General features: G+C 69.1%; 11 protein-coding genes. 9 read left to right on the forward strand and 2 right to left on the reverse strand.

Translation table 11 applies throughout. The features are described 5' to 3' along the window. Positions 1-22 precede the first annotated feature (22 nt). From ACIA5C_RS31705 to ACIA5C_RS31735, 7 genes are all read left to right on the forward strand, one after another. Positions 23-775 carry a hypothetical protein gene (locus ACIA5C_RS31705; protein ID WP_396061342.1) on the forward strand — a complete coding sequence of 251 codons (753 nt, stop codon included), beginning with the start codon at positions 23-25 and terminating at the stop codon, positions 773-775. Beyond that, the gene (locus tag ACIA5C_RS31710) at positions 772-3,042 is read left to right on the forward strand and encodes a hypothetical protein (RefSeq protein WP_396061345.1); all 2,271 of its coding nucleotides are present in this window, start codon (positions 772-774) and stop codon (positions 3,040-3,042) included. The genes ACIA5C_RS31705 and ACIA5C_RS31710 overlap by 4 nt, the downstream gene beginning before the upstream one ends. Beyond that, on the forward strand, positions 3,039-4,781 hold the full coding sequence (locus ACIA5C_RS31715; protein WP_396061347.1) for a hypothetical protein: 1,743 nt from the start codon (positions 3,039-3,041) through the stop codon (positions 4,779-4,781). Before ACIA5C_RS31710 ends, ACIA5C_RS31715 begins: the two co-directional genes overlap by 4 nt. Positions 4,782-4,848: 67 nt before the next feature. Beyond that, the gene (locus tag ACIA5C_RS31720) at positions 4,849-5,523 is read left to right on the forward strand and encodes a hypothetical protein (protein ID WP_396061350.1); all 675 of its coding nucleotides are present in this window, start codon (positions 4,849-4,851) and stop codon (positions 5,521-5,523) included. Between the two features lie 173 nt (positions 5,524-5,696). Beyond that, complete coding sequence (locus ACIA5C_RS31725; protein WP_396061353.1) at positions 5,697-6,800, forward strand: protein phosphatase 2C domain-containing protein; 1,104 nt, start codon at positions 5,697-5,699, stop codon at positions 6,798-6,800. A 3-nt stretch (positions 6,801-6,803) separates the two neighbouring features. Next, positions 6,804-8,027: a hypothetical protein gene (locus tag ACIA5C_RS31730; protein WP_396061356.1), complete on the forward strand. Its 1,224-nt coding sequence runs from the start codon at positions 6,804-6,806 to the stop codon at positions 8,025-8,027. Positions 8,028-8,067: 40 nt separating this feature from the next. Beyond that, a complete protein-coding gene (locus ACIA5C_RS31735) occupies positions 8,068-8,754 on the forward strand; it encodes a Crp/Fnr family transcriptional regulator (protein ID WP_396061359.1) in 687 nt (228 codons plus the stop codon). Here ACIA5C_RS31735 and ACIA5C_RS31740 read toward each other — a convergent pair. Both ACIA5C_RS31740 and ACIA5C_RS31745 read right to left on the reverse strand, forming a co-directional pair. After that, positions 8,751-10,301: a hypothetical protein gene (locus tag ACIA5C_RS31740; protein ID WP_396061362.1), complete on the reverse strand. Its 1,551-nt coding sequence runs from the start codon at positions 10,299-10,301 to the stop codon at positions 8,751-8,753. The genes ACIA5C_RS31735 and ACIA5C_RS31740 overlap by 4 nt on opposite strands. Positions 10,302-10,389: 88 nt before the next feature. After that, a complete protein-coding gene (locus tag ACIA5C_RS31745; RefSeq protein WP_396061365.1) occupies positions 10,390-11,328 on the reverse strand; it encodes a hypothetical protein in 939 nt (312 codons plus the stop codon). Positions 11,329-11,561: 233 nt separating this feature from the next. Between ACIA5C_RS31745 and ACIA5C_RS31750 the strand changes: the two genes are divergently transcribed. Both ACIA5C_RS31750 and ACIA5C_RS31755 read left to right on the forward strand, forming a co-directional pair. After that, a complete protein-coding gene (locus ACIA5C_RS31750) occupies positions 11,562-12,011 on the forward strand; it encodes a hypothetical protein (RefSeq protein WP_396061368.1) in 450 nt (149 codons plus the stop codon). 302 nt (positions 12,012-12,313) lie between these two features. Beyond that, the gene (locus ACIA5C_RS31755; RefSeq protein WP_396061370.1) at positions 12,314-13,237 is read left to right on the forward strand and encodes a hypothetical protein; all 924 of its coding nucleotides are present in this window, start codon (positions 12,314-12,316) and stop codon (positions 13,235-13,237) included. Positions 13,238-13,308 lie beyond the last annotated feature (71 nt).

Here is a 13,308-nt window from a genome sequence, read left to right on the forward strand (position 1 = left end):
TCTTCCCCTTGGGAGCATCCGCATGCCCGAACCGGCCTTCCACGCGGTCGCGGTCGTAGATGTCGAGGGTTTCGGCGCCCGGCCCAACCCCGTGCAGAAGCAGGTGCGCGCCGATATCTATCAAGTCGTCCGGACCGCCCTGACCGAGGCCGGCCTCGACCCCACCCGCATCGGCCAGGAGGACCGCGGCGACGGCATCCTCATGGTCGACCCGGACGTCTCGGTACTGAAGCTGGCCGGACGCTTCGTCCGCGAGCTCGACGACGGCCTGCGGGAGAAGGCGCGCGTCAGCTCGCCGATCGCCCGGATCCGCCTACGCGTCGCGGTCCACCAGGGAATGTGCGAGCACGACGGCGAGGGCTGGGTCGGCACCGCGGTGAACACCACCGCCCGGCTCGTCGACGCGCCGCCGCTCAAGTCCGCGCTCGCCGCTGCCGACCAGGCAAACCTCGCGCTGATCGTCTCCCGGCAGGTGTTCGACGACGTCATCCGGCACGATTACCGCTCGGTCGACTCGTCCACCTTCGAGCGCGTTGCGATCGACGCCAAGGAGCTTCGCGGCGAGACGGCGTGGATCCAGGTGCCGGGCTATCCCTATCCGCCGGGCGTGACCGCCGCGCCGCCACCGCCGCCCGAGCCGACGACACCGAAACCGAAGACGAAGGCAAAGAAGGGGCCGGCGGCCGGCCAGAGCGGGTTCGTCTTCAACGACACCGTGACGGTGCACGGCGATCAGATCCTCGGCGACAAACACGTCAACGGGGACGGCCGGTGACGGCGCCCGATCCCGCCGCCGCTGCGGCCTCGGCTCCCGCTGCTGCGGCCCCCGCCGCGCCCAACGGCTCAGCTCCGGCGGCTGCCCCGCCGGATCCCAAGGCCGACCCGAACGCCTCCGGGCAACCCCCGGAGCAGCAGAAGCCGGTGCTGCCCGACGCCACGTCCGACGGCGAGATCAAGACCACCGTCGACTCTGCCGACCCGGACGCGTCGCGGGTCGAGGGCCGCGCCGGCCGACAGCGTCAGCACAGCATCGAGAACGCCCGCGTCAAGGTCGCCGGCGACATGGTCGGGGGCGACAAGCTGGTCGTCTCGCTTGGCGGCGCCGAGCCCGCCCCGCTGCAGGTGCTCGCCGCGTGGATGAGCGAGCCGGTCCGGCACGCGTTCGTCCCTCCGGACGACTGGGACGACGTTCGTCACGCCGCCGGCGGCCGGCGCGTCGTCGTGCTGCGCGCCGAGCCCGGCCACGGCAAGGTCGCTGCGGCGATCAAGCTGCTGCAGTCCCCGCCCGACCGCCGCATCTTCAACCTCGACCGCAACGTCGACCTGCGCGGCCTGGGCCACTGGCTGGACACCGACGCCAAGAGCGACGACCCGCTCCCCCGCTCGGCCGGCTTCCTGCTCTGCGAGCCGCTCGCCTGGAGCCAGACCTCGGCCTGGGTGCTGCAGCAACTCGAGCCGACCCTCAAGCACATCGACGCCCGGCTGATTATCACGGTCACCGCCGACGCCGCGCTCGCCGACCCGGACCTCACCTCGTACGTTGTCACGCTGCCCCCGCCGAAGGAACAGACCACGGTCCTCGCCTCGCACGTGGCCTGGTCACTCGGCCGGCCGCGGGCTGACGCCGAGCGGCTGTTGGCCGACCCGAAGCTGGCCGAGTTCGCCGACAAGGTGTTCAGCGCCGACCGGACCATGAAGGCCGCCGCTGACCTGGCCGTGATGATCGGCCAGGAGCTGGACGGCGCCACTGTGGACCTCACCCGGCTGGAACGTCGCTGGCTCGAACGGGCTACCGAGGACTTCGAGATCTGGTTCGGCGGCCTGCCCGACGTGCCGACCCGCTGCCTGGCCATCGCGCTCGCCGTGCTCAACGGACTGCCGTACGAGATGATCGTCTACGCCGCCGGGCGCCTGGCCGAACGTCTCGACGGGCCGCACGACGGAGCCGACGGCGACCGCCCGCGGCCACCGTGGCGCGATCCGTTTGCGGCGACCCGCGGTGAGCTGCTGCGGCTTCTACGCGCGCAGATCCGCACCACCACGGTGCGCGGGCCGTTCGGCAACGCCCCGGCCGAAGTGATGGAGTACGTCGGCGACGACTACGCCTCGGCCGTGCTCACCCGGGTCTGGCGCGAGTACCGCATCCAGCTCCCGCTGATGGTGTGGCTACGCGACCTTGCCGACAATCCCTCGGAGGACGTCCGAATCTGGACAGGCACTGCGCTCGGCGTCTTCGCCAAGCAGGCGTTCGACTTCGTGCACCGCAACGCCATGGCGCCGATGGCCATCGATGAAAAGTTCTGGCTGCGCGACGTGGCAGCCACCGCGCTGGGCGTGCCGGCCGGCGACGCCCGGATGCGGCCGCTGGTCGAGGCGGCCGTGGGCGGCTGGTACAGCAACGAGAACAACCGTCTCGGCCAGGCGACCGCCGCCCGGGTGTGGGGCTCCACGCTCGGCGTACACAGCCCCGACCGGGCGCTGAACGCGCTGGAGCGCCTCACCACGATCGACGACCGCCGCGTCGCTCGGGCCGTCGGCGACAGCATGTCCGACCTGCTCCTGGCCGACGAGGACGGTAACGCCATCAGGGTGCTGCGTCGCGTGGGGAGCTGGCTGTTCGACGACCAGCGGGCCCTCAGCGGCACCTTCGTGTTCCTTTGGCTGGCCGACAACCTGACCTCGGACCCGCCCGGGGGCGGCGGCACCTGGCCGATGCTGCTGTTCATCGCCGACCAGCGCCCCGAGCTGCGGGACAAGCTGCTGCAGATGTGGCACCAGGTCATCCGCTCCGGCCTGCTCGGCGACACCACCGCCCGGGTTCTCGGCCACTGGGCCGACCTGGCCGAGGTCGATCCGGACGTGCGCCGCGCGCTGGCGAACATGCTGGCTGCATTGCCCGGCCGGATCGGCGTGGCCGACGTCGTCGAGCTCAATGTGCGCGCGCAGCTCACTCAGTGGCTCACGCCCGACACCCTGCAACCCAAGAGCCTTACCGCGTACGCCGTCGAAGCAGAACTTGCGAAAAGGAACGGGTCCCGATGACCAACTCCGTGCCGCTCATCCTCACCCAGACGCCCCTGCAGGGCTTTTTTCGCCCGGAACCCAACCGCGATCCGAATGTCGCCGCCGTGTACGCGACCGCCTCGGGTGAGCTGGTCTTCTACTCCGGGCGCACCCGCACGTTCGGCCAGCGGTGGTTCAGCGAGTGCCGCACCCGGTTCGACGTGGACATGAGCGACCACCGCCGCACCGCGGAACTGGCCAGCAAGCCGCTGCGCACCCGCGACGGTCACCACTTCATCGCCACGGTGGACGTCGCCTTCAAGGTCCACGACCCGTGCGAGGTGGTGCGGCGCAACATCGTCGACGCCCTCAAGGTGGTCTACACCTATCTCGGCCGGGCCCTCGAGGCCGTCACTTCCCGATACGACGTCGGCAATCCGAGCGCGGCCGAGCAGGCCATCCACCAGGAGTTCGCTAACCCGGTCGCGCTGGCCGACGGCATCACGATCTTCGAGGTGATACCCCGTCTACGGCCCGACGACGCGACCGCCGAGTACTTCCGCAACCGCCGGGACGCGCGCCGCACCCTGGACATCGACGCCGACCAGCACCTGGTCGAGATGCAACGGGAGCGGCAGCGCCAGGAGCGGGAAGCGGCGGCCCAGAGGGCAACGCTCGCCGCTCAAGAGAAAGAACGCACCGCGCTGGCCGCGCGCGGACTCACCGCCGCCGACATGGCTCGCGAGCATCTGATCCGGCACCCCGAGGACACCGAGAAGGTGACCGCCATGCTGCTGGAACACGAGCGCGCGATGCTCCAGGCTCAGGACGTGCACAGCCAGCGCACCACAGAGTTCATCAAGTTCATGATGGACAACGGCATCGTGCCGCCCGGACAATTCCAGCCGTTCGTGCAGGGCGCGGCCCAGGCGTACGGCCTACCCGCCGCGACACCGGCGAGCCTCGGGCCGGGCAGCTGGAACCAGCCGCCCGTCCTGCCGCCCGGGGGGATCTCCGCCCCGGCAGCGCCGTCCGCCCCGCCCACGCAGCCGGGCCCACCGGCTCGGGAACAGGTCGTGCTGCAACAGGATCCGAACACCAAGGTGTGGGGCCCCACCGACGGCGTACAGCCGGTATACCTGCTGGTCGACGAGTCCACCGAGGCCGCTCCCTACCTCGACGACCTCGGAGACGGACTGCAGCGGCTGCTCGACGGCCTGCGCCGGGTGCCCAACATCGCCCCGACGATCCGGCTCTCCGTGCTCGGGTTCGCCGACCAGGTCGCGGCTCGGTTGTCCATGGCCGCGGTCGACTCGGGAACGTCGGCGCCGTGGTTGACCTCCCGTGGACCAGCGAGCTACGCCAACGCGTTCGAGACGTTGTATGGCCGGATCGGTCCGGACGTGGACGCACTCAAGGGCCAGGGGATCACCGTCCGCCGTCCGCTGGTCTTTCTGCTCGCCGCCGCGGCGCCGGCCGACGACGGGATCTGGCCGACGCCGTACGCCCGGCTGACCGACCCGGCGGCCCATCGGTACGCGCCGCAGATCGTGGCGTGCGGGGTGGGCCGCGCGACGAGTCGGCTGATCGCCGCGATCGCCACCCAGCCCGACTTCGGTTACGTCGCGACGGCCGACGCCGACGTGCACAAGGCGATCGCCGATTACTGGGACGCGCTGACGCGCTGCCTGATCGCGTACGGCCGGACGTTGCTCGCCGGGGCTCCCGACCTGGAGTTTGAGCTGCCGCCCCACTTCCGGGTGGCCACGGCTTCCTGACATTGCCGTCTCGGCGGCGTAACCCTGATCCAGTCCGGCCCCGAGCCGGGGAGAGCGAGTAAGTGAGATGACGGCAAACAGCGGGAATCTGCTCCCGGTCTACATGGTGGCCGACGAGTCCTTCTCGATGAGTGACTACATCGACAACCTCAACGACGGCCTGACCCAGCTGCACGGCGCCCTGCTCGGCGAGCCGATGGCCGCGGCCAAGGTGCGCTTCACCATCCTCGGGTTCTCGGACGACGTGCAGCTGCGGCTCGCGATGGCAGACCTGCGCAGCGAGAACGAGCTCCCGCAACTGGTGGCGCGTAACCGCACCGCGTACGGCAAGGTCTTTGAGGATCTTCGCGCCCGCATCCCGGCCGACGTGGCCTCGCTCAAGGGGCAGGGATACACCGTCCACCGCCCGGCGGTGTTCTTCCTCAGCGACGGACAGCCGACCGACGGCGACGGGTGGCACAAGAAGCGCGATGAGTTGGTCGACCAGAACCTCACCTCGGCCGCGCCGAACATCATTGCCTGTGGCATCGGCGACGTGAAGGCGCAGACCATGCTGGACGTGGCCACCAAGCAGGAGTACGCGTTCGTTTCCACCGGGGCCGACCTCGGCGCGGAGATCGCCAAGTTCTGCGCGGCGCTGACCAAAAGCATCGTGAAGTCCGGCCGGACGATCGGATCGTTGCAGCCGGAGCTCGTGGTGGAGCGCCCGCAGAACTTCAAAATGGCGATCGACGTCGTCTGATGAGCGTTTTTCGCTACCTCTCCGAGGCGTGGAAATGGTGGGTCGACCCACGCGGGCAGGAGACCCAGAATATCTCGGGGCCGGGTCCGGGGCAGCAGGCGGACCCTTTCGTGGCGGCCAACGGGACCCGGCCGCCCGGGACCTCCGGTTCGATCTACCAGGGTGATCAACGGATGACCACGGAGAGGCCGCCCACCGGCGCGCACCAGTCGCATGCTCCGGGCCGGCGGGAAGAGGTTCGCGAGCCGGGCCCGCTGGGGCTGACCGCACCGCCCGGGCCTCCGGTCCAGTCCGGACCGCCCGTCCAGTCCCGGCCGCACATCCACTCCCTGCCGCCTGTGCAACAAGAGCGGCTCGGGCAGTCGGTACCGCCGCGATCCCCGGCCGGGTCCGGGCCTCCACCCGGTCCGTGGGCTCCGCCGGTCGTAGGGCCGCCGGTCCCTGACTTCGACCCCAAGCCGTCCAACGCCAGTTCGTACCGGCCTGACTACATCGCCGACGGTTGGAGCACGTCGGAGTTCACGGTGCGGATCGCGTCGACCCGCGGATACGCCCACCGCGACAACGGCGACCCGCGGCAGGACGACGTCGCCGTCGCCTGGCATCAGCGGACTGGCGCGGTGCTGTTTGCGGTGGCCGACGGCGTGGGTAACGCGCCGATGTCCCACATCGGAGCGACGTCGGTCTGCCGGGCCGCGATCAACTACATGATTACCGGCCTGAACTCGCCCGAAGAGGGTGTGGACTGGGCGGAGCTACTGCAGACCGCGGCCTGGCAGCTCTGCGTGCAGGCCCAGATGACTCTCGGGCTGCCCGAGATCAACCAGGTCGCGGCCGAGGACAAGATGGCCACGACCCTTGTGGCCGGGTGCGTCCTGCCCGGGCGGGACGCGCCGCGGGTGCAGCTCGTGCAGGCCGGTGACTCCAGCGCGTGGATGCTCAACGTCCGGGAGCGACGGTACCGGTGTCTCGCGCCGACCAAGTACCGCCGGGGTGAGCAGGTCGTCAGCAACGCGGTCAGCGCGTTGCCACGGGTACCACCACTCGATGTCAAGTCCGGGATCATCTCCGCCGACGAGATCCTGCTCGTCGGAACGGACGGCTTCGGCGACCCGCTCGGCGACGGCGACAACGCAGTGGGCAACCATTTCGCCGCTGCGCTCTCCGGCGTTCCGCCGGTCCTGAAGTTCGCCAACGACCTGGACTTTTCGTTCGAGACGTGGGATGACGACCGGACTCTGTTCGCGCTCTGGCCGCACCGTCGGATCGGAGGCTGAGTGATGGACGACATACCCCAGGTGACCCGGCCCGTCCTGGAACCGCTGACCCGGATCGGCGACGGCGGCCAGGGAGTCGTCTACGCCACCGACCGAATCAGGATCAACAAGGTCTGGGCCGCGGCGTACAAGGAGTACCGGCCGGAGACCGTGTTCGACCGGGACGTGCTGCACCAGATGGTGGCCTTCGTGCCGTCGCTGGACGAGCTCAGCGGCCGCTGGCTGTGCGAGAACACCGCATGGCCGGCGGCGCTCGTCCTGAACAGCAGCCAGGTCAGCGGGTTCCTCATGCGCCGCGTCCCCGACCGGTTCCGCATGCCGTGGGGCGACAACGGAATCGAGGTCCCCGCCGCGCTGCAGTACCTGCTCAACCCGCAGGCATACCTCAACCGCAAGGGCATCCGCCTCGACACGCAGACCCGGCTCAAGCTGCTCGAGGCGATCGCCGATGTCATGGCCCGGCTGCACAGCCTCAACATCGTCGTCGGCGACCTGTCGCCGAACAACCTGCTCATCGACCTGGACGATCCGGCCTGCTTCTTCATCGACTGCGACGCCATGCGGCTCCGCGGCCGGGACGTCCTCGAGCAGGTCGAGACCCCGGAGTGGAACGTGCGCGGTCATCGTCCCGAGCCGAGGGCGACCATGGCCTCCGATTCGTACAAGTTCGGCCTGCTCGCCGCCCGGTTGTTCACCCAGGATCAGATGGGGGCGGACGTCACCGTCCTGGCCGGCGTCTCCGGCGAGCTGGGCGTGTTGGCCCGGCGCAGCCTCGACTCGAACTCTACAATCCGCCCGTCGATGGGCGACTGGCTCGGCGCGTTGCGTACGGTTCAGGCGGGAGGCCTTCCCCGGCAGCCTTCGGCGCCGCACCGGGTCACCGCAACGCCGCGCGTAACGCGACGGGCGGCCGTGCCACCGCCCCCGGTGCCGCCGCCTCCAAAACCACGGGCGAAGAGGTACGCGTCGACGCCGCCGCCCTCCGGCACGACGTACGTGGCACCGGCCTATCCCTTCGGATCAACAGGCCGCGTCCAACCACCCAGTTCGTCCCCGCCACCGCCACCGCGGTCCACCCGGCAGCCTGCCTCCGGCCCTCAGCTCACGCCGCAGCAGCAGGCAGCGGCCGACCATCCGACGCTGTACCTGGTGCTCGGCCTGCTGTTCTGGGTATTCGCGGTGGCCTGCGTCGTGGGCGTGATCTGGGGCCTCGTGAAGCTCTTCTGAGCGGCGCGCCGGCTGGCCCGACGGACATACGATGAGCGACATGACGCTCGGCCACCCTCGTGAGCCGTTCTGGTATGCCCTTCACCAGGACCAGCGGGCGACGCTGATGCGGATGGGTACGCGGCGGCACTACCGCCCCGACGACGTCCTGGTCCGCGAGAGCGACACCAGCGACTACGCATTCGTGCTGCTCGACGGTTGCGTCAAGGTCTCGTCGATCGGCCACCACGGCTACGAGGCGATCCTCGGGCTGCGTGACGCCGGTGAGCTAGTCGGTGAGCTGGCCGGCTCGGACGGCGGCCTACGCTCGGCCACGCTCACCGCGATGACCGAGGTCGAGGCCCTGCGTCTGCCCGCCGCGTCGTTCGGGCCGTTCGTGCGGGCTAATTCGGGGGTCGCGGCGATCCTCCGCCGTACGCTCTCCGCCCGCCTCCGCGAGGCGGACCGTTCCCGCGCCGCGGCCGGCGCCGAGTCCGCCCAGCAGCGGCTCGCCGCGCTGCTGCTCCACCTCGGCCAGCGATACGGCAGCACCCAGCCCGAGGGCGAGGTCGTCATCGAGCTCGCCCTGTCCCAGCACGACCTCGCCGGCCTGGCCCTGACCTCGCACCGCTCGCTGGGCCGCATCCTGGCCGACTGGCGCCAAGACAACGTCGTGATCACGGGCCGCCGGCGTGTCGTACTGGTGCGCCTGGCCGAACTGACCAGGCTCGCCGACGGCGGCATCTAGATGTTCTGGTACGCCACCGTCTTGTGGCCAAAGTCCGGCCCGATCTCGTTCCACAGCTTCGCGAAGTCCTGCTTGGCCTTCGTGGACGCCGTCGACTCCTTGTCGCCGCGCTGGCGGTCCTGGCCATTGCGCACCGACTTGCGACAGCCCAGCTTGCTGAGCTTCTGACCCCACCTCCGGTAGGCGTCGTCGGCCGCCTTCGAATGCTGGAACGCCGAGACGAGCCGGCTCTTCAGCACGGCACCGTCGTCAAGCTCGGTGACCACCAGCGCGCTCGCGGCGGCGAGCGAACTCCGCCGGGCCGTCGAGGCGGCGCCGAGGTCACTGACCGACTTCGTCAGGTTCTTGCAGGCCGCGAGATCGGTGACGGCTCCTTTGACCTTGTCGCGGACGGGCGCCGAAGAAGTCAGAATCGCGGCAATCTTGTCGGCCTGTGCTTGGGCCTCGGCATGGTCGCCGGCGACGGCGGCCTCGGTGGCCTGGACGGCCTGCCGCGCAACGGATTCGATCTGCGCGGTGTGCGTGCCGACGAACCCCAGGATCAGCGCGGCGACTGCGACCTTGACGAGGCTACGGCGCCGGGCCCGGGTGAGGCGCCGGCGCACCGGCCTGGCGGCCGTAGCCGGGGCCGGAACCGTGGCGCCGATCCGCCGAGGCGTCGGCTCGCTGATCCGTGGCGACGGGATGGTCATCGCGGGCGGCTCCGACGTGGGCTTGGCCGCCCGGAGCATCCTCTCCCAGGTGCCGAGACTCGGGCGGTTGTCGGCATCGCCGGACAACACCCGCTGGGCCAGGGCGAATACCTCGGGCGCGACCCGGAGCAGCACCTCCGGGTCCATGGTGCTCTGGTCGCCCGCGAACAGACGGATGCAGAGGAGAGCAAATTTGTAGGCATCGCCCGCCTCAGAACCGAGAGCGCCGCCCCCGGCGGGCACCTCCCAGTCCGTGGTCTCGACCTGCGGGAGAACGGTTCGCCCGTCAAGCTGCATAGCGTCGCAGTCGATGAAATGGCAACACGGCGTACCCGTACGGCTGTAAAGAAGATTGTTCGGCGACAGGTCGCCGACGGTAAGCCCAAGCCGATGGAACAGGCGCAGCGTTGCGGCGATGTCGGCGAGCAGCTCGAACCGGAACCGGTCGTCGATGCGCAATTCGACCCGGTCAAGGTAGTCGGGCGGGTTCAGCAGCAGCTGGGTCTGACCGAGCCTGGTCTGATGGGTTTTGAGCAGCTTCAAAGTGGTGTGAAAACGCTCAGGGACTTGAGCCATGGTGAACCCGCGGACGCTGCCGCTGTCGTCGACCACCGAGTCCAGGGGCCACGCGGCAGCGGCGAGAAGCTTGTGTCGGTCCCGCTCGGGCAGTCCGGACGGCAGCTCGATCATGTCAGTCAGGACACCCACGTCGAGGTCGGCCAGGACATCGTTCGAATACGCCTTGTAGACCAGCAACGGCGCTTGGGACCGCGGCAGCGCGTACACCGTGCCCTGACCGCCGGAGCCGAGCTCCTTACCCAGCGGGCCCAGGCTCGCCAGTGTTACCCGGCCCAAAGGAAGGTCCTCTCCCGTGTTTAGTCGCTACGGCAGTATTCGCTCGGGGCGGGTACCGCCACCACGCCAAATAGCGAACAGCAAGGGTTCAGCGCACGAGGCCGGCCGCCTGGCGCGGGCGTCGCCACACCCGATAGCCGACCCCGACCGGCAGAGCGGACCGGATGACCTCGTCCAGGCCGTCGAGCGGCTCAGCGGAGTCGATAAGGACGGTGACGAGCGCGGGCGAACGCTGGACGGGTGTCTCGGGCGCCAGGGACCACGTGGTTCCACCGGAATCCAAGATTTCGGCCTCCACTCGGTAGCGCAGCTCAATCAGCTCGGCCAGACCGCAGGCTGTGCCCCGCATCCGGTAGCAGCGCATCAGCCCGGCCAGCAGCCGGCGGCCGCGCCGATCGTCGAGCAACAGCGGGCTGTCCACGCCGAGCGCCCTGTACATCCAGGCGAGCACGTCGGAGGGCGCGACATCGGCCGAGAGCAGCACCGGCAGCTCCTCCGCGAACGTCGCCACCGGCGCCGCGACGGCCTCGATCACGCCCGCGATATCCGGCCGCTCGACTGAGCCGGATGTGTCAATGCCCGGCGGCGGTCCGGGTTCCGATCGGCTGCCGGTTGCGGTGAGGACCATGTCGGTCGCCTCGCCGTAGGTGGATATCAGCTCCCGCACGGCGTCACTGGCTGTGAGGCACACGTCGCCGTCGCCTTCGGCCGGTGGCGTCCCGGCGAGCGCGCGAGCCGTCGTCACGACGTCCCCGTACCAACCTCTGCTGTCGCTGTGGCACACGCCGATGGCCAGGCCGAGGCCCAGCCGCATCGGCTTAGGACGCTCGGCCAACGAGTCGGCCAGTTCCTGTACGAAGCCGCCAGCGAGTCGTCCCGCGGCCTCCGCCGGCAGCACGATCAATAGACCGCCTCCGGACCGCACGTGCTCGGCCTGGCCCCAGTCCAGCCCGAGCGCCCGAAACACCGCCGGTAATACGGAGCGGGTGAGCTCGCCCCAATTCGGCAGGCCCGGCCCGGCCACCATCGCCAGGACCGCCCGGTACTTGTCTGCCATAGCCCGATCCTCGTGCCGGTGGCCGCAATTGGACACCGTCCGTACGCACAGTCCTTACCGACCGTCTTCCAGCCAGAGTGGCCACTTTTGCGACCTCGTCCGCATGAGTGGAAGAGCGCCGATCTGTTGGCGGTAAGCAAGGTCGCGGAACACGGATATGCCCGGTTGTCGCGCAGTGCTCGCGACATGGGCTGCCTCAGGTGATGACTAATCCGAGCACATCAAAGGCAAGCCACTACAACGTGATCATCCGAAACTCAGGCGACTTCTCCTTCGACAGGCAGGTGGCGTTTTCCAAGTCCGTCGGCGACTCTCACGACACCGCGACCGCGCTGCGCTCCACCGTCAGCGACTATGACGGCTCGGACGGGCGCCCGCGGACCGAATCCCGAACACGCGACGAGCACTGCCGATCCGCTCGTTGCGAGCGCGTCCAACGCGCCGGTCGACCCCTGGTCCGGGGTGCGGATCGCGCAGGACATCGAGACGCGGTGCGACGGGATCGCAGGCTCGACGCACTCGCCGTCATCTCTGATCCGACCGGAGCGCTGTTCCAGTACGGGGTTGCGTGCATCATCGATCACGTCAAGCCGCTTTCCGAGGCGCTCGACTGGCTGGCCGGAGATCTCGCACAGATCGCCGCTCACCGCTGACCTGGCACAACGTGGCCGGCGCGCTGGACGATCGAGCCGGTGACCTGGACCGAGCCGTCCGCTGGGACGCCGCCGAATAGACCGGCAACGCGGCCGATGCGTACCGAAACTGGGTGGGCCGGGAGAAGGGGGCGGTCGACGGCCTGGCTCAGGCCGCCACAACCTTGGCGACCTCACCGAGGCGGCCGGTCAGCTGATCGCCGGCGTACGCATGATGGTTCGCGACGCCATCGCCACGTTGGTCTCCCGGCTGATCTTGCAAGCGAACCAGGAACTCGCCTCGTTCGGATTCGCCCCCGCCGGTGGTCGAACAGGTCAGCGCGTTGTGCGCCTCATATGCCGCCAAGATCAGTAAGTGGCTTAAGGACCTGGTTGGAAGCCTGAGCCGGCTGCAAGGCGTGGCCGGCAAGGTCGGAGAGCTGATCGACAGCCTCAATGGCCTGCTCGGCCAGCTCGGGCAAGGGGGGACGACGCCGGTGTCGTACTGCAGACCGGCGGCGAACGGGACGTACGACCGGATCCGATCCAGCGACGACGACATTGCATCGGTCGCCGAAAGTGCCAGCAAATACGGCTTCAGCACCGAGGACGTCATCACCATCAAGGACCATGTGTTTCGCGACGAACACCTACTCGATATATACGGTGACGACATCGTGGGGGCGTTCGACGCGAACCCGCGAATGGCCGAGGCATGGCAACGGCTGGTTGACGGCAATCTGCACCCGGCGGACGTTGACCTGCTCAACCACGAACGGTACGAGGCCAACGTCATGGCGACTACCGGAGATCCCAGCTACCTACGGGCACACTCGGCAACAAACGAAGCCGGCTTTGCATGGGATCCGGAGCAGCGGCCAGAGAGGGCTTCGGCTATCAACGACAAGGATGACGGACATCGACCGGAACAGGGGGTTCGAGCAGTGACCGCCTCGATCGGAATATGGGCCCAGGGAGATACGGCCGGTGTGCAAGTGCTCTACCGCTGGGAAGCCGATCAGCAGATCGGCTTCGTGACGTTCGAGGTGCCGATACGCCGTTTCCTCCCGTCCGACGACAACGGTCGGCCGATCGGTGGGCTTCTCTACGACGCGACCACCGGAGACTCGCAGGGCACCTCGCCCGAGGTCGACAAGGGCCTGTTCGCTCAGGTGGCCGCCTCGATCCTGCGCGGCTACACCCGGGCCGGAAAGGCACCCACGACCGCTCACGCCTACTACTACTGACAGGCAGCGGCGTGACTACGAAGGAAGTCAGACCCGTAGTGCGCCTCCTAACGAGGTGCCTTACGGGTCTC

This window comes from Actinoplanes sp. NPDC051343, assembly GCF_044455125.1.
Lineage (GTDB): Bacteria > Actinomycetota > Actinomycetes > Mycobacteriales > Micromonosporaceae > Actinoplanes.